Annotated in this window: 13 protein-coding genes; 4 read left to right on the top strand and 9 right to left on the bottom strand. The window is 42.9% G+C overall.

The features are described 5' to 3' along the window. Nucleotides 1-9 precede the first annotated feature (9 nt). Both MKX60_RS28850 and MKX60_RS28845 read left to right on the top strand, forming a co-directional pair. On the top strand, nucleotides 10-852 hold the full coding sequence (locus MKX60_RS28850; protein ID WP_081383067.1) for a sugar phosphate isomerase/epimerase family protein: 843 nt from the start codon (nucleotides 10-12) through the stop codon (nucleotides 850-852). Nucleotides 853-996: 144 nt separating this feature from the next. Beyond that, nucleotides 997-2157: a glycosyltransferase family 4 protein gene (locus MKX60_RS28845; protein ID WP_076283271.1), complete on the top strand. Its 1161-nt coding sequence runs from the start codon at nucleotides 997-999 to the stop codon at nucleotides 2155-2157. Here the strand turns inward: MKX60_RS28845 and MKX60_RS28840 are convergent. The 5 genes from MKX60_RS28840 to MKX60_RS28820 form a co-directional block, all read right to left on the bottom strand. Next, complete coding sequence (locus tag MKX60_RS28840; protein ID WP_042186633.1) at nucleotides 2129-2593, bottom strand: DUF2269 family protein; 465 nt, start codon at nucleotides 2591-2593, stop codon at nucleotides 2129-2131. The two genes, MKX60_RS28845 and MKX60_RS28840, sit on opposite strands and share 29 nt — an antisense overlap. 148 nt (nucleotides 2594-2741) lie before the next feature. Beyond that, nucleotides 2742-8930: a rhamnogalacturonan lyase family protein gene (locus tag MKX60_RS28835; RefSeq protein ID WP_341061667.1), complete on the bottom strand. Its 6189-nt coding sequence runs from the start codon at nucleotides 8928-8930 to the stop codon at nucleotides 2742-2744. A 418-nt stretch (nucleotides 8931-9348) separates the two neighbouring features. Next, nucleotides 9349-11181, bottom strand: coding sequence for a UbiD family decarboxylase (locus MKX60_RS28830; RefSeq protein ID WP_341061666.1), 1833 nt, complete (start codon nucleotides 11179-11181; stop codon nucleotides 9349-9351). Nucleotides 11182-11291: 110 nt separating this feature from the next. Continuing rightward, complete coding sequence (locus MKX60_RS28825; protein WP_042186629.1) at nucleotides 11292-11813, bottom strand: serine O-acetyltransferase; 522 nt, start codon at nucleotides 11811-11813, stop codon at nucleotides 11292-11294. A gap of 259 nt (nucleotides 11814-12072) precedes the next feature. After that, complete coding sequence (locus MKX60_RS28820) at nucleotides 12073-15831, bottom strand: alpha-L-arabinofuranosidase C-terminal domain-containing protein (RefSeq protein ID WP_341061665.1); 3759 nt, start codon at nucleotides 15829-15831, stop codon at nucleotides 12073-12075. 258 nt (nucleotides 15832-16089) lie between these two features. Here MKX60_RS28820 and MKX60_RS28815 point away from each other — a divergent pair, with 258 nt between their 5' ends. Continuing rightward, complete coding sequence (locus tag MKX60_RS28815) at nucleotides 16090-16674, top strand: GNAT family N-acetyltransferase (protein ID WP_076283275.1); 585 nt, start codon at nucleotides 16090-16092, stop codon at nucleotides 16672-16674. A gap of 122 nt (nucleotides 16675-16796) precedes the next feature. Here the strand turns inward: MKX60_RS28815 and MKX60_RS28810 are convergent, their stop codons facing one another. Both MKX60_RS28810 and MKX60_RS28805 read right to left on the bottom strand, forming a co-directional pair. After that, on the bottom strand, nucleotides 16797-17234 hold the full coding sequence (locus MKX60_RS28810) for a MarR family winged helix-turn-helix transcriptional regulator (RefSeq protein WP_081383065.1): 438 nt from the start codon (nucleotides 17232-17234) through the stop codon (nucleotides 16797-16799). A 163-nt stretch (nucleotides 17235-17397) separates the two neighbouring features. Next, nucleotides 17398-18435, bottom strand: coding sequence for an NADH:flavin oxidoreductase/NADH oxidase (locus tag MKX60_RS28805; protein ID WP_341061664.1), 1038 nt, complete (start codon nucleotides 18433-18435; stop codon nucleotides 17398-17400). A 221-nt stretch (nucleotides 18436-18656) separates the two neighbouring features. Here MKX60_RS28805 and MKX60_RS28800 point away from each other — a divergent pair, with 221 nt between their 5' ends. Then, entirely contained in the window at nucleotides 18657-19037 is a 381-nt protein-coding gene (locus MKX60_RS28800) for a VOC family protein (RefSeq protein WP_042186616.1), read from the top strand. A gap of 31 nt (nucleotides 19038-19068) precedes the next feature. Here MKX60_RS28800 and MKX60_RS28795 read toward each other — a convergent pair whose 3' ends face one another. Further along, the gene (locus MKX60_RS28795; protein WP_076300815.1) at nucleotides 19069-19719 is read right to left on the bottom strand and encodes a suppressor of fused domain protein; all 651 of its coding nucleotides are present in this window, start codon (nucleotides 19717-19719) and stop codon (nucleotides 19069-19071) included. Nucleotides 19720-19778: 59 nt separating this feature from the next. Beyond that, nucleotides 19779-20855 carry an alpha/beta hydrolase family protein gene (locus MKX60_RS28790; protein ID WP_341061663.1) on the bottom strand — a complete coding sequence of 359 codons (1077 nt, stop codon included), beginning with the start codon at nucleotides 20853-20855 and terminating at the stop codon, nucleotides 19779-19781. Nucleotides 20856-20918: the final 63 nt, after the last annotated feature.

The raw sequence follows: 20918 nt of genomic DNA, 5'->3' as shown, positions 1-20918 counted from the left end.
ATCGATCATATGAGTATTCCCCTGCACCTAGGTGTTCGAGCACATGATTTCACACAAGTTCCATTGAAGGATTTAATTGAGAAGCTTCAGTTCTATAATTTCGCTCATATTCAGTTTGCACTTAAGAAATCTTTTCCTGACAGCACTCCGAGTCTGACTGCTATAAGCCCTGGAACAGCTAGTTATTACGGAAATGCCTTTAGACAGGCTGGTATTCAGATTGCGGTGCTTGGCTGTTACGTTAATATTGTAGACACCGATCCATACAAACGGGCACAAGCGTTAGCCGAGTTCAATACCCATCTTCGCTTGGCCAGAGATTTCGGTGCCAGTCTAGTAGGTGCGGAAACCGGAAGTATGGGACTTGGGTATACCACAGATAATTTTACAGAAGAAGCTTTTCAACAGGTCGTTACTTCGGTAAAGCTAATGGTCGCAGAGGCCGAACGTTTTGGTGTGACGGTAGGAATCGAAGCAGGACTCCATCATCCGCTGTACACCGCATCCTTAACTCGCCGACTGCTGGATGAGATCCCTTCTAATAATCTTCAGGTCATATTAGATTGCGCTAATCTCATGTCACCTACAAATTACTTGCATCAGGAAGCTATTATTATGGAAGCTTTGAAGCTCTTAGGAAATCGAATTGCCATCATTCATTTAAAAGATTTTATCGTGCAAGATGGAGCCATCAAAATTGTTCCTGTAGGTCAGGGCTGGCTTGAGTTTGAGCCGATTCTCCGTTATATGAAATACGAGCGTCCGCATATTCAGGGCATTTTAGAGAGTACTCCTGAATCGCATCTAAGAGAAAGCATCGCTTTTATACAGCGGATATATGAAGAAGTGTAAATATAAGATCACATACAAAAAAATCCACTGTACACCTCATTACCGTGTGCAGTGGATTTTTATATTCTGTTTAACATCCGTTTGACCTCCATGAAATAATGGGCTGTTATGATCAAGACATCAAGAGTACCTGGGAGGGGTTCTATGCGTCTTGCTTTATTTACAGACACATTTCTTCCGCAAACGAATGGTGTCTCACTTACGCTTCAGCGCTTAACCACTCATTTGAACCGGCGAGGTATCGAGCATCTGCTATTTTCGCCGAAATCTGCTCCTGAAGACAGTTATGCCGATCCCATACGTCCCATTACCAGTATCCCCTTTTTCTTATACCCGGAATGTAGACTCGCACTGCCGAATATGTCCTCCATCCAGTCAGAGCTAAAAGCTTTTCGACCCGATCTGCTTCATTTGGCTACTCCATTCAATATTGGTCTATGCGGCCTTCGCTATGCGCGAAAGCTTGGCCTGCCTCATGTCGCCTCCTATCATACCCATTTTGATCGCTATCTTGAATATTATCGGATGAAAAAAATTGTTCCTCTTTATTGGAAGTACATGAAGTGGTTTCATCGGTCCTGCGATGCTACCTTCGCTCCCTCCAATGAAACACTCGATTCCCTACAAGCTCAAGGTTTTCAACGTTTGAAGCTTTGGTCTAGAGGCATCGACTGCAATCTCTACACTCCGAAAAAACGCAGCCATCAGGTCCGTGATCGTTACGGAATTACCGCACCGATATTACTTCTGTATGTGGGAAGGATTGCTCCTGAAAAAGATATCAACACCCTTGCTCTCGCCATGCAGCAATTGCCCGAGTCTATGCAAGCTCAGGTACATTGGTTAGTTGTTGGAGACGGTCCCTTATTATCAGAGATGCGGGCGCAGGCGCCGCAAAATGTCACGTTTACGGGCTACAAACACGGTGAAGAGCTTGCCCAATTGTATGCCTCAGCTGATCTATTCGTCTTCCCTTCCAGTACGGAAACCTTCGGTAATGTTGTCCTTGAAGCCATGGCCTCTGGACTGCCTGTCCTCGCCGTAAATGAAGGCGGGGTGAAGGATCTGGTTACACCCGGTCGCACCGGAATAATCGCCCCACCTCGTTCCCCGGATGCTTTTATTCGTGAGATTTGTGCATGTATAGAGCAACCCCAAAAGCTGGCTGCTATGGGTTATGAGGGGCGACAGCTGGCGCTCGGCCGCTCGTGGGAGAGCATTTTTGATGGACTCATTCGCGATTATGAAGAGATCCTTGAGAATAGACGCTTCGATCTTATACCGGCTTTACTACCATTAATATAATAATGACGATAGTGAGCACATGTACAGCTGCTTCTAATGGAGCGATCTTGTTCATAGCGGCGTTGTAGCCTACAGGGATTTCGTCGCCTTCACTCGCCATCACGAGCTGGGTCAGCTTTTTCAATCGAGGCTCAACAAATCCAATAATAATGACTTCTATCACGATAAAAAATAATAACGAAAGATTGATCCACAACACCGACAAGCCCATTTTATCAATGATCATTAACAAAATGCCTGTAACGATCAGGGTAATTCCACCCGTTTTAGGGAATCTGTTGATTGTCTTCATCATGCCAAATACAAAACGAAGCTGGCTGCCTGTCTTGGCAGAGCTTGTCAGTATTGGCAGCACAAAAGCTGGTCCAATTCCCACTATGGCCGCTATAACATGTATGACTACCACAATCTTAGAGATAATATCCGTCAATTCCATGATTACAATCCTCCCTATCATTCGTTGTTTAGATTCATATGACGATGATAGTGGAAATAGTCTTGCAGAATCCTTTAAATCTTAGATAATCTCAAAAAGCGCCTAGCCGGATATTACCGACGTAGGCGCTTTTTTAACTATTGCTTAATTATTTTACCGAGACTTTCATAACTGTACTTTCACTAACGCCTTGATCATTCATCAGTTCTACACGGTATTCATAAACACCCGGAGATCGATTCGTGATCGAAGTAGAAGCCGTTTGGGCATTCGGAGTATTTGCTGTTAAAGTCTGTGTATCGATCAGCACTCCATTCTCATACAAGCGATACATTTTGCCGTTCATCCCCCACCATAGATTCATGGTCACTTTATACTCTCCATCACCATCCCAGTTGTCATTAGATAACACTGGCTTACCTGGTGCAGCATCCTTCACGATAACCACATGAGCAGCAGACACCGTTGTGCCAAAAGAATTGGTCAGCTCAGCCGTATAGGTGTAGGTACCGTTTTCTTTTCCAGTAACACTAGTCACTGCGGTCTGTGCGGTTGGGGAGTCGTCACGTAAGGTTTGCGTGTCTATTAAGGTACCGTTCTCATATAGCTTGTAGATCGTACCATTATTACCCCACCACATGTTCATTGTGATTTGGTAATCACCATCCAAGAGTCCTGTATCCTGCCCATTGTTATTGGATAGAACCGGTTGCCCCGGAATTCCTGTAGCCTTCTGAGGCCCGTTTACGACTATAATTACTTGTTCTGTCGTCGAGAGTCCAGCGTTATTCACAGCTGTTGCGATAAACGTATGCGATCCCGCAAGTCCTTTGAGTGGAATCTCATCTCCATAGACAACTTTTTTTCCATCAAAGGTGATATCCAGACTACGAATACCAGACTCAGGATCTTCTGCTACGACCTGTGCCTTCAAGATATCCGATTCACTCATTTGAGTAGAAGGTAAACCCGTTATTGCAGGTGGTGTAGTGTCCTCTGTTTCCACAGGCGAGCCTACATATTGAATTTTTGGTGCAGCTGGTTGTTCCATGCCTTCGCCAAGAAAAAATCCAGGATGCGGAGGTTGATTATAACCCACGTTCTGCCAAGCCACTCCCAGTCGGTAGATCGGATCATGCATCAAAGTGCGAATACGATAATCTGTCATATCCGTTGTTGTATAGATTCGTAATTCAGAACTGTCCGTTGCTCGCCAGATCACTTCTTCACGCCAATCCCCGAACAGATCCGCCTGCACGCTCGGATTCGCCTTGGTGCCATTATTAGAAGAGGCTCCAGTTGCCGTCAACAAATTAGCTGTTGTCTGGTTGGTGTAATCCCACTTATCCACTCGATTAGAATCCAGCAATTCACGTAAAAGATCACCGTCCCACCAAATGCCAAAATTCGTAGAAGAAGGCAGCTTATTCGTGATTAGCTCTCCCTGTGCACTATATACGCCTGTAACAGGAATCTGCACCTCATTGGTAATCGTTGCAGCCCATACCTCTTCACCGGTATAACGCGGGTCAATATCTGCTGACATTCCGCGTCCAGTATCAATTCCCGTGAACACACCCCATAAGGTTTCCCCTGTAGCTGCATCGCGCATTTCAATACCATATTTCGAATCCGTATGCTCATGAACATCAAAGACTTCCAGTCCAGGTCTGGTAGGGTCAAGGTCTCCGAAATGGATTGCATCCCCATGACCAAGCTTTGTATTGTACAGTGGTAATCCATCATCATCGATCGCCATCGCGCCGAAGGTTATTTCGTCCTTGCCGTCACCATCTACATCTCCTACTGAAAGGTTATGGTTTCCTTGCCCTGCGTAATCGCCATACCCTTCTTCATTACTATCAAATCGCCATACCTTCTCTAGCTTACCTCCGCGATAGTTATACGCTGCAAGTACAGTTCTTGTGTAATATCCACGGCTGAAAATCACGCTTGGCTGTTCACCATCTAAGTAAGCTACGGCGGCTAAAAAGCGGTCCACCCTATTACCATAGGCATCGCCCCAAGCACCTACGTCACCACGCGGCGGATCATAACTAACCGTATCCACAGCCCGGCCTGTTGCCCCTTCGAACACTGTTAAATACTCATTGCCGAGGAGCACATAACCCGAGCTATTGCGATAGTCTGCACTAGCATCACCGATCACAGTACCTTGACCATCAACCGTACCATCTGCTGTCTTCAGCATAATCTCAGCACGACCATCACTGTCCAAATCGTAAACCATGAATGGTGAATAATGCGCGCCCGCACGGATATTAGGCCCTAAATTAATCCGCCATAAACGTGTACCATCTAGCTTATAAGCATCCATATAGACTAGTCCTGTGTAACCTGCCTGGGAATTATCTTTGCTGTTCGAAGGCGACCATAACATGATGATTTCGTACACCCCATCACCATCCACATCCCCTACACTTGCATCCCCTGCACTATACGTATAAGGCTGACCATCTTTGGTGTAATCATCTGCTGGTTTTTGCAAGAGGATAGATAGGTATTGCTTCTGCCATACGCTGAATTCTTCCGAAGCCGCTTTTTCGACTCCATTGATTACTGATGTAATTCTGTATTTGGCGTCAGCTGTACCGGAAGTGTCGAGATAGTTCGTGCTATGAGTAATCAACGAATCATTTAGCTTCTCTTCCCCACGATACAGATTGAATCCAATCGATTCTGGATCCAGACCTAACATCCGCCAGCTGATATAAACACCCGCATCTGTCTTAACCGCTACAGGCGCACGATCCAGCGCCTCCATCTTCCGGTATAGTGTTGTCACCGCTGAGGTTTCCAGCGAAGCGGAAAGATCAGAGATACCGCCTGCATTTACCGAGGCAACTTTGTAATAGTAAGGAATTGTACTTAAAATGGTCGTGTCTGTGTATGAAGCTTCAAATGATTTGCCGATTAGAATGAACTCACCATCCGCGGATTTCGCACGATAAATGTTGAACATCCTTGCATCCGAAACCTCATTCCACGTAAAGGTCACATCATTTTTGTTCGTAGATTGTACCGATAGACCACTTGGTACGGCTGCTTTTGCTACAGCTGGATCAATCATAGACACCTTTAAGGCATTAGATGTTACGGATTCCAGTCCCGTGCTGTCCACCGAAGTTACCGTATAGATGTATTCCATACCGATATCCGCAGTGGTATCTGTGTAAAGCGGCTCTGTTGTCTCGCCCAGCAGCTCTGCACTATTCGCAACCGTTGCCTGACGATACACTCGGTATTTCAACGCACCATCCATACCATCCCAAGATAGATTAGCTGTGATAGGCTCATTGTTTAAGTCCAGACTACCCAGTTGCAGATTCGTTGGGGCTAATAATAGAGGTGTGATTTCCAGTCCATTGAGATGAGCCGTTGTGCCACTAAAAACAAGATTCATCTGACCGTCTTTGACAGCGATCTGGTTATACAGCTTCTCAGCAATATTTTCCTTACCTGAAGAGACTGTTCCATAATCTTTGCCTTCAATTGCTACGTTCGTCTTGGTAGAACCAATCCAATCTCCGGTATAGGTCTTAACGGAGTAATAACCATTCGGTAAATCAACTTTAAATTCATACGAACCTCCAAAATAGATCACGAAATCTCTACGAAGGGCATCAGTCGCATTACCGCGATCTCGATCACTCATACCTTCACTTGAGGACAAGCCATAACCACGTTCTGTTGTATAAAGTACATTACGGTTCACTTCCGTATAACCGGCGGCAACGGGTGAGCCAACAGGTCCAAAATCATAACGATATTGAGCGGACTTCGTAGTCAGCTTAACTTCATCTGAAGGCTCAGACTCTCCTAACCCATTTACTGCAGTCACTCGAACGGAGTAGCTGTTACCTTCCGCCATTCCGCTTAATGTTAAAGTTGGAACAGTGGCAGTTCCCGCCAATGCGTAAGCAGTTTCAGCTTCGGACGCTAGCTTACGATAGATTTTATAAATATCAGCACCCTCTACTTTATCCCATTTCAGTACTGCACCTGCATTACTGATACTTCCCGCTACAAGACCTTGTGGCTTGGCAGGCACTGTTTCTGGCTGCTTAATGTCCTGTACAAAGCTGGAGAGCGGAATGTTTAATTGCTCTATTCCTTTGGCCAACAGACGAGCCATTTGAATCGCTCCGTACTCTTGAAAGTGAGTATCGTCTGCTGACCCATTCGGGAAAGCACCATATATCCCTGCATCGAGGTGAAGGAATACAGAGCGTGTAGCTGCAAAACCAATCGAATTGTAATAAGCGACACTTAGCGCGCTAAGATCAACCATTTCCACATGCAGCTCATTGGCTACCTCTTTCATCGCCTGCACATATTCAGGGAAACTCACATTAAATTTTTCCGTGGCAGCATTATAATCTCTGCGGCCCATCGGGGTCACCAGAATCGGAGTCGCTCCTCTTTGTCTGGCACCCTCGACATACGTTTTTAAATAATTTTTGTAATCTGCTGGAGAGGCATACCGATCAGGAACACTGATCGTTGCGTCATTGTGGCCAAATTGGATAAGGAAATAATCACCTGGCTGTATCTTTCGCAGTACTTCATCCAGCCGCCCCTCTACAATAAATGACTTAGAGCTGCGGCCTCCGATAGCGTGATTCTTAAACGTTACTTCCTCACTAAAGAAATCAGGAATCATTTGTCCCCAGCCAGCCTGTGGTATCCAGTAAGGATCGTAAGTCTGCACAGTGGAATCACCCGCAATATAAACTGTAGGCAATTCATTAGCAGGACGATCTGGCTGCTTAGTAATCACCAGTGCATTGATATTAGGCTTCATGCCAGAGAACACCAAGTTCATTTGTCCATCCACCAGAGCAATGTCAAAGCTCATTTCCAAATACTGACCAGCTGTTTTACTTGTCTGCTGAACTTTTTGAATGGATTCTACTTTGATGCCAATGTCCGTGTCTCCGGCGCTATCTCCAGCGATAAGTGACACAGTATAGTCACCATTCGGTAAATCTACATTAAAGGTAGTATCCTTAGGGACTACCAAATCCGATCGCAAAGGATCAGTGGTTTCCCGGTCTACACCAGTTACCTTTGATATATCCGTAAATCCATATTTAACCGCAGAGGAATAAGATACCCCCGCATCGACCTTAAGATAACCTTCCGCCGCAGCACCTGGGCCAAAATCAAAGGAATATACATTTCCTTCTGGCAATGTTACAGGTGGCGTGTATACCATACTTTCAACTTTGTTAGATAACTGGGATTCTCCTTGGGCATTAGCAGCTTTTACCCCATAATATTGGCGTTTAGAGGTATCCACTGCTACATCCGTAAATGTCGCCGTCTCCGACTGGCCAATCTCCTGGAAGGATCCATCTGCTGAATCAGACCTTAAGATTGTATAACGGGTAGCTCCCGCCACGTTGTTCCAACTTAGCTGAACAGAACTCGCACCCACGCTGACAATCGAAAGGCCCGTTGGTACTGCCGGAACCTCTGCCCCCGGAATTTCATCTACCGTCACAGGTGCACTCAAAGCAGACTCCTCACCGCTGCCTTTAACAGCAGACACATTATAAATGTAGCCACTGCCTTCATTTACGTCTGAATCCACGTAGTTGTTCGCAGCAACTTGATCTATCGATTGAATGGTCCCGCTAGGAAGCTCTGTCCGATATATATTGTAATAGACTGCTTCTGTCACGCTGCTCCACCCGAGGGAGACCGCAGTGGGCGAGAGATTCGTAACCGCTAAGCCCTCGGGAGCCTGCAGTGGACCCGGCACGATTTGCTGAATCATAAGTCCATTTAAATACCCGCCAACCCCTGTACCCGTGATGCCAACGGTTAGTTGACCGTCTTGGACAGTCGTGCGGTAAGTGGCTTGATTTACAGCCTGCTTGCTGCTTATTGAACCAGCCGTAACACCTTCTAAGGTAATCGTAGTTTTAGTTGTACTTGTGCCTGCCAATAAATCTCCTGAGAATACAGTCACATCGTAATCCCCATTAGGAAGATCCACTAGAAAGGCGTAGGACAATCCCAGTACAAAATCATTAGTCAGTTCATCTCCGCCCGAGCGATTTCTTGAGGCAACCGCCTGATCTAAGCCATATCCTAGCTCCTTCGTATACAACTTTGATTCATGCACAGCTGTATAACCACTCATTACAGGACTTGTTGCCGTTCCAAAATCATATCGCAAAGTTATTGGACCTGAATCCGCACTGGCTGGTTGCACTCCAAATGTTGTAGAGGGAAATAGAGATGAACAAATGAAGACCCACGACAATAACACAATAAGTATTTTATTCCCCATTTTATTTCTCTTCATCTTCCGTGCTTCACCCGCTTTCTTATGATTGAAAGAACTTAGTACGCATCTGGCCCTTTTGTAGTAAACGCTTACAATAAGCTTCATTGTCATTCGTTCTTCAAATATAAGTTCACTTCGTGCGCGTATCCCCTCCTCCTTGCTCAGACACTTTTCTGGATAATTATTTCCAGATGCACTCATATCCAACACGATACTACCACCTAAGTTTCACTATGAACATTTAAAAAACAGAGTTTATCATACACTAAACCGTTCAATTCACTCGCCTCTAGTTATAAAATCCTACGATTTTGTGACAAGCTGGGATATAAAACCCAGAATACGCCTATACATTTTTAATTTCATTTGAGTAAAATCATTTCAAAAAACAGCAAAAAGACCTCCTTGGTTTCCCAAGAAGGTCTTTGAGTTATGGTTAGATCTTACCGTTTAAGCTCCCACCTGGAGCAAATAATCGTTCGATATGCTTTTGAACCACTGGATCCGGAATTAATGGCGGCGCTTGATGAGGTTTTACACGCGCATCAATAATCACGTTATCACATGACCAATGCTTATACTCCGTTGAACTGTTCACGCCATATATATCATGAGAAGGATTGCTGCGTGTGAACGTTGCCCATAGGAAATTCTCAATTCTATCACTTAAGAACTCGCTATCATCACACACAATAATCATCGGACAAGATAGGAGTGCTCCCTGTTCTTGAATCGCTTCGCTAAGCTTGTTCATTTCCTGCGCTGCTTCAGCGTAAGTAGTGAATTTAGAGCCTTGAAGCGCCACGAGACCCGGCATCACCATCTTTGCATGTCCAAATCCCTGTAGTTCTTCAAGTATGTCAGGAACCTCTGTACATAGTTCTCTTTTCTTCTCCCCAACCGCAGCGAAAATCACCTTACTTCCGCTGTTAAGTCCTGTACCGGAATAATCAAGAGTATCAATCGTTGTATTCGTATAGAAATGAATATCTCTGCGAAGATTAATTCGCTCTAAAATATACGTCAAGAAATCCTCAACATCATGTGTGCTGATAGGTTGTTTCTCTTCGGCTGTAATAAACAAGAATTTAGCTAAACTAAGCTGACCTGTGCCTAATATCCGATTCGCGATCGTAAGAATCTCCGCTGGCTGCTTCACTTGTTGATAAGGTGTATAACGTTCACTGCCAATCGCAAACAAAAGGGGATGAACACCAGCAGCATCTACTGCATGAACTTCTTTGACACCCGGGATTTCTTGTCGGATAGCTCCACCCGTTAACTCGTGAATTAACTCACCAAAAGCGGTATCCTCTTGTGGGGGTCTGCCGACAACCGTAAATGGAAAGATTGCATTCTTTTTAGCGTACACTTTATGTACTTTCATAACTGGAAAAGGATGCACTAAGCTGTAATAGCCTAAATGATCGCCAAAAGGTCCTTCCGGCTTCGTCTCACCAGGATGAATTTCCCCTGTGATCACAAAGTCCGCATCATTGCTGATACAATATCCATCTACATAGCTGTAGCTAAAATGACGTCCCGAAAGTAAACCGGCAACGATCATCTCACTCATACCCTCTGGCAATGGCATTACAGCCGATAACGTATGCGCTGGAGGTCCGCCGATAAAACAGCTCACTTTAAGCGGCTCTCCTTTTCGATTAGCTCTTTCTTGATGCACGCCGATACCGCGATGAATTTGATAATGAATGCCAACCTCTTTATTGAGCTCATAATCATTACCATTCAACTGCACACGGTACATCCCCAGATTGGAGTTCATAATGCCTGGCTTGTCTGGATCTTCAGAATACACTTGCGGCAATGTGACAAAAGCGCCACCATCCTCCGGCCAATGTGTGATCAGCGGAAGATCAGAAATACTGATTTCCTGAAAACCACTTGGTAGACCACCCGGCTTTTTAATAGGCAATGCTTTTCTTGCGGATAGTCCTGTCCCTACATATTTAAAAGGATTTTTGAGTGCTTTTACCGGATCGTTACGAAGTGCAATTACGTTATGTGTGGAGTTCCAAGTACGCCGAAAAATAAACTTACTGCGCTCTAGCGTTCCAAAAAGGTTAGATACGGCACGAAATTTCGAGCCTTTTACATTTTCAAATAATAATGCAGGGCCACCAGCTTCATAAACCTTCAAGTGAATCGCGGCCATCTCCAGATAAGGGTCCACTTCTTCACGAATACGAACCAAATGTCCATGTTTCTCTAAATCATTAACACACTCTTCTAAATTGCTATATTTCATTTGATTACTCCGATCTCTAGAAGGTTATTACAAGATTTCTTGGATGCTTTAATTATACCCTGTAACTTATTAAAATAAAGCGATACCCTATGTAATAGAACATCCCGCCGTTATCTTGTATTCTCAGGTTTGGGTTCATCTCGCAAAATATTTCTAGCAGGAATCCCTACTGCTGAAGCATTATCCGGCACATCCTTAACCACAACAGACATAGCTCCGATATTAACATCGTTCCCCAGCGTAACCGGGCCTAGTATCTTAGAACCTACTCCGATAAATGCTCTATCACCAATCACGGGTTCCCCTAAGTTATTTCTCCCCCCAATGGTCACTTGGTGAAAAATAGTAGCGTTGTTGCCAATCACCGCTTTAGGACTAATGATAATGCCATTTAACCCATGCGGTAAATGAAGTGCATCACCAATTTGTGCCTCTGCATGAAGCTCTCCACTGGCAACAATTCGAACAAAAAGCACATCCATTATTCGATATAGGAGCCACAAAGGTTTGCGGATCAGGCCACTTTTCACCCGATAATACACCCAATTTCCAAAACGATAAGTAAACAAAGCCATAATCGTTTGTGGATTTTTTAGATTTGCCTTCCAGTCCGTTTTGAATAATTTCATCATTGTATCATCCTCCTATTGGGGCAAGATATGAACTATATTCTCGTGAAATGAAAGCCTTAGTGTAGTGAAAAATATTCTGGGAGGATCGCAGGATGGAGAGTCATTCGGGTGATTGTGCTTTCATCAGTGTATGTTAGATTCAGAGATTCATCAAGAAGTGGACAGTTCTCCCTATATAAACATCAACCGATTACAAGCCTTCCTAAACAACAACACGCGCCGAAGTATTATCGGCGCGCGCTGAATGCTATCTTTTCTATTAAATAAGATCCAGAACAATCACGTTCACAGAATGGGCAGGTAGATTTACAATTGCAATGTCTTTATCAAACCTGATTTCCGTTTCAACTGGAGTAACCTTCTCATCATTTTTTCTATTCACATTAGGTGTGTGAACTAGCGAAGCATCGCCCGTTAAAGTAATCCATTTACCGGTAGTAGCTACGTTTAAGCCTTTTAGATCAAGCTTCGTTGCTTTCTCTATACGATCCGCGTTCACAAGCTTCACATAGAGATGCTTATCATCTTTAGTAACGGAATTGTATACTTCTCTGTTATACGCTTCGAGCTTATAATCAAGCACTTTGCTTGTTGTCTTGCCATCTGTGTATGAGCAAATCAAATGCTTGCCATCTGCTCCACCATAATTAACAGTGATGGTATATTCCGTATGATCCGCTAGTTCTTCATAACAACTAGCTCTAAGGTTACCCGCTGCTGTACTAGAGGAATAATCGCCGAGTGTATAAGCCTCAATCCCTTGCTTGTACACCTTGACTCCTGTGGCATCGCCATTATAGCCAATCGCATATTCGATAGCATCTTTATTTTCCGGTGAAATGTCTGTCAGACCTGCACCTACATAGAAGCCATCTTCGCCGGAAGCTTTTTCAAGAACGACCTCTACTTTATAATTAGTCCACGCGTCATTGAGAATATACAATCCATTCAGCCCGCTGTTCTGTGCCTTCAAGACTAGACCTTTGGAAGGATCAATCGTATATCCGGCAGAACCAGGAATGACTTTCCAAGCTTCATGCAGCGGCTGTGTAAAATCTTGCTCTAGCATAACGCTGTCATCCGTATTCGAAGTAACCTTCACCCGCTTCACAACTACAGATGATTTCCCGGCAGCCACTTCAATTCCTCCGTGAGGAATGAGGTCTACCTTTTCCCCGTTGCGATATGTCGAGAACGATGTGCCAACCACTTTGGTGCCGAGATATTTAGCATACAGCTGTTGAACATAGTAGTTCGGCGTGTACCATACAGTTTCATCATCGAACCAAATGCAATCTGGTGTCCATCTGTAGGTGCCATCTGTTAATACCTTATTGAACAAAGGTGCCGTTGCAGCTAGTCTAATCACATCAGAGTTATTCTCAAAGCTGGACATAATCGCCGCTTCAGCAATCGCTCCTGCCAATGTATTTTTATCTGTCGAAGCATATTCACCCACAAAAACCTTCGAAGTTTCAGCCTCGTCCAAGCTGCCGTCTTCTTTATAAGCTCTGTAATAGTAATTGTAGCGATCCGCATTCTCTAACAAATACTCGTTGGAACGGTAGTAATGCTCGTCCGCAATCGTATCCATGTAGTTTTTTTGTTTCTCATACCAGGTAACCGTCTCTTCAATACTCGATGTTCCATCCGTGAAGCTGATCTGTTCCGAGCCCTGTAGATTTCCGCTTAGGAATTTCCAGCCTTGCTGATAAGCATCGTCATCTGCTTGTGCGCCAACCGTAGAAAGAATGGTCAGTTCATGATCAGGGTAGTTTTTCACCATATATTCGTCAATCGTTGTTTTAAAATACTCGAAGTTGGCAAAAAACTCTGTTCCCCAGTTTTCATTCCCCACGCCCAAGTAACGCAGGTCAAACGCTGCTTCATGGCCCATCTTTTTACGCAAAGCGGCCCACTCGTTATTGTCAAAATCCATGCTAATCGCGAAATCAATCAGATCCGTAAAGTTCTTCACATAATAATCTCTTAACGCACCGCCAGCTGGATTCGCATAATCCGAACGAGCTTGACACAGTACGCCGCAGGCCATAACCGGAAGTGGTGTTGCATTCAAATCTTCGGCTAATTGAAAATACTCCATATATCCAAGACCCATGGTCATCATATAGCCCCATACATTATAGTTCTCTTTGCGAAGCTCAATATCGTTGACAGACTCTTTCCAATCGTACACATTCTCCCAAATGTGAGAGCCTTCAGAAATACAGCCCCCCGGGAAACGTAAGAATGTAGGATGAAGATCAACAAGTGCATTCACTAAGTCTTTTCGCAATCTATAGTTGGAATTTCCTTTATAGTTAGCATGAGCTGTTGCAGAGCGTTCTTCTTCCCCAGCGCCCCAAACATCTTCCGGCATTAAGGAAACCATATCAATGGAAATCTCACCGTTAAAGGTTAAAGCAAGCTGACCAAGTACAGTTTCAGATCCTGTTAATACAAGCTTAGACTCTACACCATACTTCTTCCAGTTACCGTCACCGTTCACCTCAACTACCGTTGCATCACTAATGGCTTTACCATCTTTGTCGAGCAATTGCAGGGTGATTGTTCCCGCTGCCTCTGCCTTCGCCCAAATCGTGAAGTTATACTTAGCATCCTTCTTAATAAACATTGAGCAGTGCTGATTGGAATCCGCAAAGCCTCTATTATTGATCGTCGCGCCATCTGCCACTGTCACATAATGCGCATTCATATCTTTATCTTCGATTCCGAAGAAATCATTTAATCCGCCTGTATGATGAACCGTCATTTTGTCCGTGTCACCGGACCATGCATGAAGAGGTGTATAATTTCTTCCTGTTGAAGTCCCGTGCACACCACATACATGCGAATAGCTGTCAAAAGCAAACGACTCAAAGGAACGATTCTGCACTAGCTCTGCATAAATTCCACCATCTGCCGCATTATTAATATCTTCATAGAATAGGCCATATAGAACTTCGCTAACATCCAAAATCTCATGGTTTCCATCGATCGTTAAGGTGTAGGGTGGCAAACCTTCTGGGAGCACAGACACGGTGAAGCTCTTCTCTACTGTACTGTCACCTTTTTTCAAAACTGCTGTAAGCGTTACACCTTTAGCAGAATGGACGGTTTTATTTACAACTCCCGCATTAGAAATAATTGCTGAGTCACTGGATACCCAGGACACGTCAACTTTTCCACCCATGAGCGAAGCTGGTAATTCGATATCTTTGGTGATGATTGAACTAGTGAAGGTTAAATATTTATCTTTTGCGAGCTTAACGATCTCTTCATCTGTCAAAGACTCACACATAATCTCAATCACTTCGTCCTGCGTTAATCCCGCTTTATATACACGGAAGTCCGAAAGAGAGCCGCCAAAATCTACATCTGCAGCGTACTGGGACTTGCCGATCGTATTGTTACTATAATTCACTTGATCCTCAAATGTAGCAAACCACGTGCGTAGTTTAGCATATGTACCGCTAGAAGTCTGACTTATCATTCCATCCGCAACGATCTCACCATTGACATACATCACAGGTCCTGCACTGCTTAGTGTTCCACCTTTTGTTCCTGTGACCGCAAAGGCAACGTGCACCCATTCACCAGCAGCAAAGGATTTACCGGGATCTGCGACTAAATCTTCCCCCGCAAAACAAGTCCCCCGGAAATTACGCGTTAAAAAAATATAGGGTCCTGTCTCGCCTTTGCCGAAATCGAACAGTCTTTCCCATAAACTCCCGCCAGTACTTACATGCATCCAAGTCGAGACAGTAAGGCCAGCTTGGTCGCTGACTTCTTTAAGAAGATCATCTGGCAAAGAAATATAGGATGTGCCATGTTCTCCACCCGCTAGTGAAACAGCACTTCTACCCGCTACAGTCTGTATGGATGGCAGCTTAGTCCCTGAAGCGATTCCATCGTTCCCATTCCCTGAGTAATCTTGACCCACATGATCGGGGTTATCAAACTTATAATGCGCTATCAAATTACCATTAATAGATTTATTACTGTTGTCATTGTTCATAGAAGATCACCTGTCATCTTTTGTATTAGAAATCATAAAAGCCTAACCAATCTACTGATTACTACGACAAAACCGCCCCATCCGTGAATCATTTAACCTTTATACGAAACATAATAACACACTTTATAATCAATTAATATATTAACTAATTAATATTTGTGTGAAATAAAAGAAAACTTTTTTTATAATCAAAGATTACCAAATCGTACTTTTTATTCATGATAAAATGAATTTGAATGCACGAAGGAGAGATGAAATATGAATAACCATGTAGGTTATGAAACAACAAAACGCGATTTATTTACAATTCAATGTAAAGATATCCTGTTACGAGAGTTTAGAGTGGAGGATTTAGACGAGTTTCACGCACTTACCACGCAGCCTGAAATCATAGAATTTCTGCCCGACTGGAATGTCCCTAAAGAACAACGGCTAGATTGGTTAATAAACTATGAAATGAAAGAAAACCAACAGTTTCTACAAGCGGTCTCAGCGGATGGAAATATCGGGGAGCTTCGTCTTCGTTTAGGCATTATTTTAAAAGAGACGAATGAGTTTATCGGTTGGTGCTGTACAGGAATGAAGGATGAATTACCCGCTCCGAACAGAGAAATCATGTATGCCATATCCAAGGATCATCGCGGCAAAGGGTATACCACACAAGCTGCCGAGGGGTTAATTAAGTATTTGTTTGAGCACACTTCTACCGATGTATTAAACGCTATTGCTCTGGTACACAATACGCCCTCAAATAGAGTCATACAAAAATGTGACTTCGACTTAATGAATGAAATTACGATTGAAAATGAAAGCTATAATTATTACCAGCTTTCTAAGCGGTAATGGCAATAGAAGGCTTAATGAATGCTGGCACACTTTTGATAGATTACAGCACAAGCAAAAACCTCTGCATGGGAAATGGAGATACGATCCATTTACCTAAACAGAGGTTTTTTTGAGCTGATTCATGATTGCTGCTTCATACGAAGCATTTGCGCTAGAAGCTGTTCCACATCTTTTTCCGGGAATGCCGTCATTAGCGTGTCTTTAAAGGTTTCTTGTGCACGGATGAGCTTGGCCTCACCAATGGAGGTTAGGGAGGTATAAATACTTCTGCGATCACTGTCGCATGCTTTTCTCTCTAAGGCTCCGCAGCCCTTGGCTTCAAACCGGCTAACTAAACGTGAAACGGCACTTTGGCTTAAACCAACCATGGATTCAAGTTTCTGCAATTTCAGTTTTTTCTCTGGGGCTTCCGACAAGAATAATAACAAGTAGAACTCTTTTAAAGATAATCCATGATTCGCTTGCAAATTAACTTCTAATTCATTCGTCACATTCATTTGTATATGCGTTAACGTCAACCAATTCGCGATAAGGTCATTGTTAAGAATTTTGTCCATCTATCTCTTCATCTCCTGAGCGTATGACTATTCATGAATTTTTTCTTCTATATAATAGTACTACACTCCCCATCCATTGTGCCAAGCTTAATCCAAAAAAGAGAAAAGACCGTTTCTCCAAGAAGTCGGTCTTTTCAAATAATTCCATTTAATTCGTTAGTCCTTAGCCTTTAATTCTAGGAAATCCAAAGGCATACTGCCGAGGAATACTAGGGTCTTGCTGAAGCTCAACCCCAGCCTCCAGCGTCCAATATGGATTTCTCAGCATCCCCCGACCAACCGCAACAAGATCTGCTTCCTCATTCCCAATGACTGCATTAGCAAGAGCAGGTTCATCCAATCTGCCTACAGCAATCACCGGTACATTCAAACCATATTTGATCTCTCTTGCCAAAGGAACTTGATACGCCGCATGTGTTCCTGGCTTGCCAGCAGCCGCGATAGGACCTTCACCACCTGCACTGATATGGAAAATATCTGCGCCAGCTTCTTTATAAGCTTTACTAAATGCCAAGCTTTCTTTAATGCCGTATCCGCCCTCTACATATTCTTGAGCTGAGATACGCATGATCAATGGCATTCCTTCAGGCATTTCACTTTTCGCTGCACGAATGATTTCAGTACCAAACAAGGTCAAATCTTGGCCATATTCATCTGTTCTTTGATTCGTTAGTGGTGAATGGAACTGATGAATAAGGTAACCGTGCGCACCATGAAGCTCGATAACATCAAACCCCGCTTGAATCGCACGCTTCACGCCCAACCGAAATTTTTCAACCATACCCTTCACTTCTTCAGTCGTTAGGGCACGTGGTGTTTTGGAGTCAGCATCAAATGGAACGGCAGAAGAGGATACAGGAACTGCTGCATCTTCAGCCTTACGCCCAGCATGAGCAATTTGAATACCTACTTTTGCCCCATAAGCATGACAAGCATCAACAATTCTAGCCAATCCAGGTATTTGCTCATCGGACCAAATGCCAAGGTCAAAATCAGTAATTCGGCCATCAGGCTCTACATCGGTCATTTCAATAATAATTAATCCTGTTCCTCCAATGGCGCGGCTTACGTAATGATTATAATGCCAATCGGTAGCAATTCCGTCCTTGTTAGTCACTGAATACTGACACATTGGAGGCATAACCACGCGGTTCTTCAATTTCAAATCCTTCATTTCATAAGGGGTAAACAAGTTCTTCATGATATCTCTCCTCTTTATAAAAAACTAAATTTATTATGAACATTAAAAACATGTTTTAGCAGAAATTAATTAATGCATGCTCATGCATGTATATTATTATAGAATAACTAAGGTGTCAACCATGAATGTCTCCTGCGGTTTAATAACTCCATGTATTGTTGAAATCTTAGCCCCAAGGTAATATATGGGTATCTATTTTCTTAGAAAGGATGAACTCACAAGTGGACAAAAAGCTTTTACAATCACATAGTATCTTTCCTACCCTGAATATTGAGCGCACCGCTGCTTATTACAATCAGTACTTAGGCTTTCAAGTTGTGCCCTATTTAGATACGGAAGAACCGCATGTTTGCCTCTATCGTGATGATACAGAAATTATCCTTACTCAATCCCAAGGACAAAGGGTTATTCCTAATCGAGAATTGTATGGCTATGGTTACGATGCCTATTTTATTACGAAACAGCAAGAGCAGCTGGAGAAAGAATTCGAAGCGGCTGGTGTTAACATTGTCCGAGCATTAGCCAACACCGACTATAATAACAAGGAATTTGTTATTGAAGATGTTGATGGGCGCTGGATTGCTTTTGGGATTAAAGGATAAAAAAAATGGCCCTCGGCCGTTTTTCTTATTTTTAAAAGAGTCCAAATATCTTCTTACAGCTATTTTTACGGGAAGGATTCAGAACATCGGTGACCCCAATCTTATTTAACTTATTAAGAAGTTCTTCCTCGCCATGCTTAACTTTATAATCTAACTCTTCTCCATAAAGCGGAATTAAAGTATAGAAGTGCACAACTTTCTCACTGTTCATTTCCAAATTAAAAAATCCAGCTGTATCTTCAACATCTGGCACCCACACAAACATCCCTTGAAATCCTGTATCCTCACTATAAGGCTTTACTGGATTACCGTTTACTAGCGTATGCCCCATATAGAGCCAAGTATTATATTCATGTGGAAACCTAGCCGTTGTTTTTAGCGCACGTACAGGCCAATAATTTCTTTCGTCCTTAAAAGCCTCATCAGACAGCTTCCATGTAGGAGGAAGGCAAATCATTAATTCAGTAAATTGATATTCTTCTGCACCATCTGGAACCTGCATCGCAAATTCACTCATTCCTGATGTAATTAAAGTATAGTAATTCCGCTCAGGCGTCGGGTTAACAATTAGAATATCAATGGACAGAACATCTGAAATAACCTCTTTAAAAACATTATCAATAACCCCTATGTATTGTTCAATATGATTACATATTATCTGATGAGACTGAGCTGAATGCATTTATAATCCCCTCCCTTATATATGTTTATCGGTATAAACGAAGTGGATTTATTACTAGATTACAGAATTTCATCTCCACTGCCATTGATCACACAGAAATCACTATGATTATAACTAACGAATGTAGAATAAGCATTACCCTGATTCAATAGATGCTCCTGAAAAAAATTAGCGACAAGCTCATTTATCTGATTATGAATCCCACAAGTTCTATGATATAAAGCTTCGTCCTCCTCAAAAAGAGGCATATCACTAAAGGTCATATGCGTTGCCTTTCGTATTTTCAGAAAAGACTTATATCCATTCCAATTCCGAAAAAGCTTCTCTTGTCCTTTGATGAAATCATTTGCTATTTTTTCCTGTAAAATATTACTTAAGGCTTCTAATGTAGAAGCTTTTTGCCTTAATACAAGTAGGGGGACCGTATTCTTCACTTCATTCTCAATATATAAATGCATACTTGCATCTAATAAAACTGCGGCTTTAATTCTATCATCTTCCATAGTTAAATCTAATGCAGTAGCACCGCCGATTGAATGTCCAATAATGCCAACCTTGTCCATATCAAAACTTTCCATTCTTGAATTCAGATTGGATAGGTGATCTAATACATACTTTATATCCTTTTTTCGAATAGAAATTAAGTGATGTAATTCGGTATAATCTGTAGCCTGTATTGTCCTCATGACCTCTGACTGATTCATAAATTCTCCACTTGAACTAACTGTAAACATGGCTTCATAAGCAGCACTGACGGTTACCACTATGAATTCTAGCTTTACCAGCGCTTGTATATTGTAAATATACATATCTCTATCTAAGCCTAGTGCAGGAGAGTAGATAATGACAGGATAGGATCGTTTGGATTTTTGTTGCAATGCTCCCTCGCTGATTGAGGTAGATAATCCATCTATGATATCCATATTCATTCCAATATCTTGTAGAATTTCTCTTGCTTGTTGTTCACAGGGCCGGAAAAGATCCATATATTTCATTTTAGATTCGTTGTTATCGAGCAAACCATCCGTATCCGGATAATAAATACTTATCACGATTTTTCTGGGCTCTGACTCTTCTTGGAACGTACCCTTGCGCGTGTAATCCGTTAATACTTCAACTTTTCGAAAAACTCCCATGGTTCCACTCCATTCTTCCTCGTTCACTATATTTTAATTTATTTTCCTATTTATTGAAATGAA

Origin of the sequence: Paenibacillus sp. FSL R5-0914 (genome assembly GCF_038004525.1) — a bacterium.
In the GTDB taxonomy this organism is placed as follows: domain Bacteria; phylum Bacillota; class Bacilli; order Paenibacillales; family Paenibacillaceae; genus Paenibacillus_AQ.
The sequence above is the reverse complement of the archived record's forward strand: the minus strand, read 5'-3'. Positions and strand labels throughout refer to the sequence as shown.

Coding starts and splice junctions, on each gene's coding strand:
- MKX60_RS28815 (WP_076283275.1), top strand. CDS start 16,090: ATGAATAACCATGTAGGTTATGAAACAACAAAACGCGATTTATTTACA.
- MKX60_RS28850 (WP_081383067.1), top strand. CDS start 10: ATGAGTATTCCCCTGCACCTAGGTGTTCGAGCACATGATTTCACACAA.
- MKX60_RS28805 (WP_341061664.1), bottom strand. CDS start 18,435: ATGAAGAACTTGTTTACCCCTTATGAAATGAAGGATTTGAAATTGAAG.
- MKX60_RS28840 (WP_042186633.1), bottom strand. CDS start 2,593: ATGGAATTGACGGATATTATCTCTAAGATTGTGGTAGTCATACATGTT.
- MKX60_RS28790 (WP_341061663.1), bottom strand. CDS start 20,855: ATGGGAGTTTTTCGAAAAGTTGAAGTATTAACGGATTACACGCGCAAG.
- MKX60_RS28830 (WP_341061666.1), bottom strand. CDS start 11,181: ATGAAATATAGCAATTTAGAAGAGTGTGTTAATGATTTAGAGAAACAT.
- MKX60_RS28820 (WP_341061665.1), bottom strand. CDS start 15,831: ATGAACAATGACAACAGTAATAAATCTATTAATGGTAATTTGATAGCG.
- MKX60_RS28835 (WP_341061667.1), bottom strand. CDS start 8,930: ATGAAGAGAAATAAAATGGGGAATAAAATACTTATTGTGTTATTGTCG.
- MKX60_RS28845 (WP_076283271.1), top strand. CDS start 997: ATGCGTCTTGCTTTATTTACAGACACATTTCTTCCGCAAACGAATGGT.
- MKX60_RS28795 (WP_076300815.1), bottom strand. CDS start 19,719: ATGCATTCAGCTCAGTCTCATCAGATAATATGTAATCATATTGAACAA.
- MKX60_RS28810 (WP_081383065.1), bottom strand. CDS start 17,234: ATGGACAAAATTCTTAACAATGACCTTATCGCGAATTGGTTGACGTTA.
- MKX60_RS28825 (WP_042186629.1), bottom strand. CDS start 11,813: ATGATGAAATTATTCAAAACGGACTGGAAGGCAAATCTAAAAAATCCA.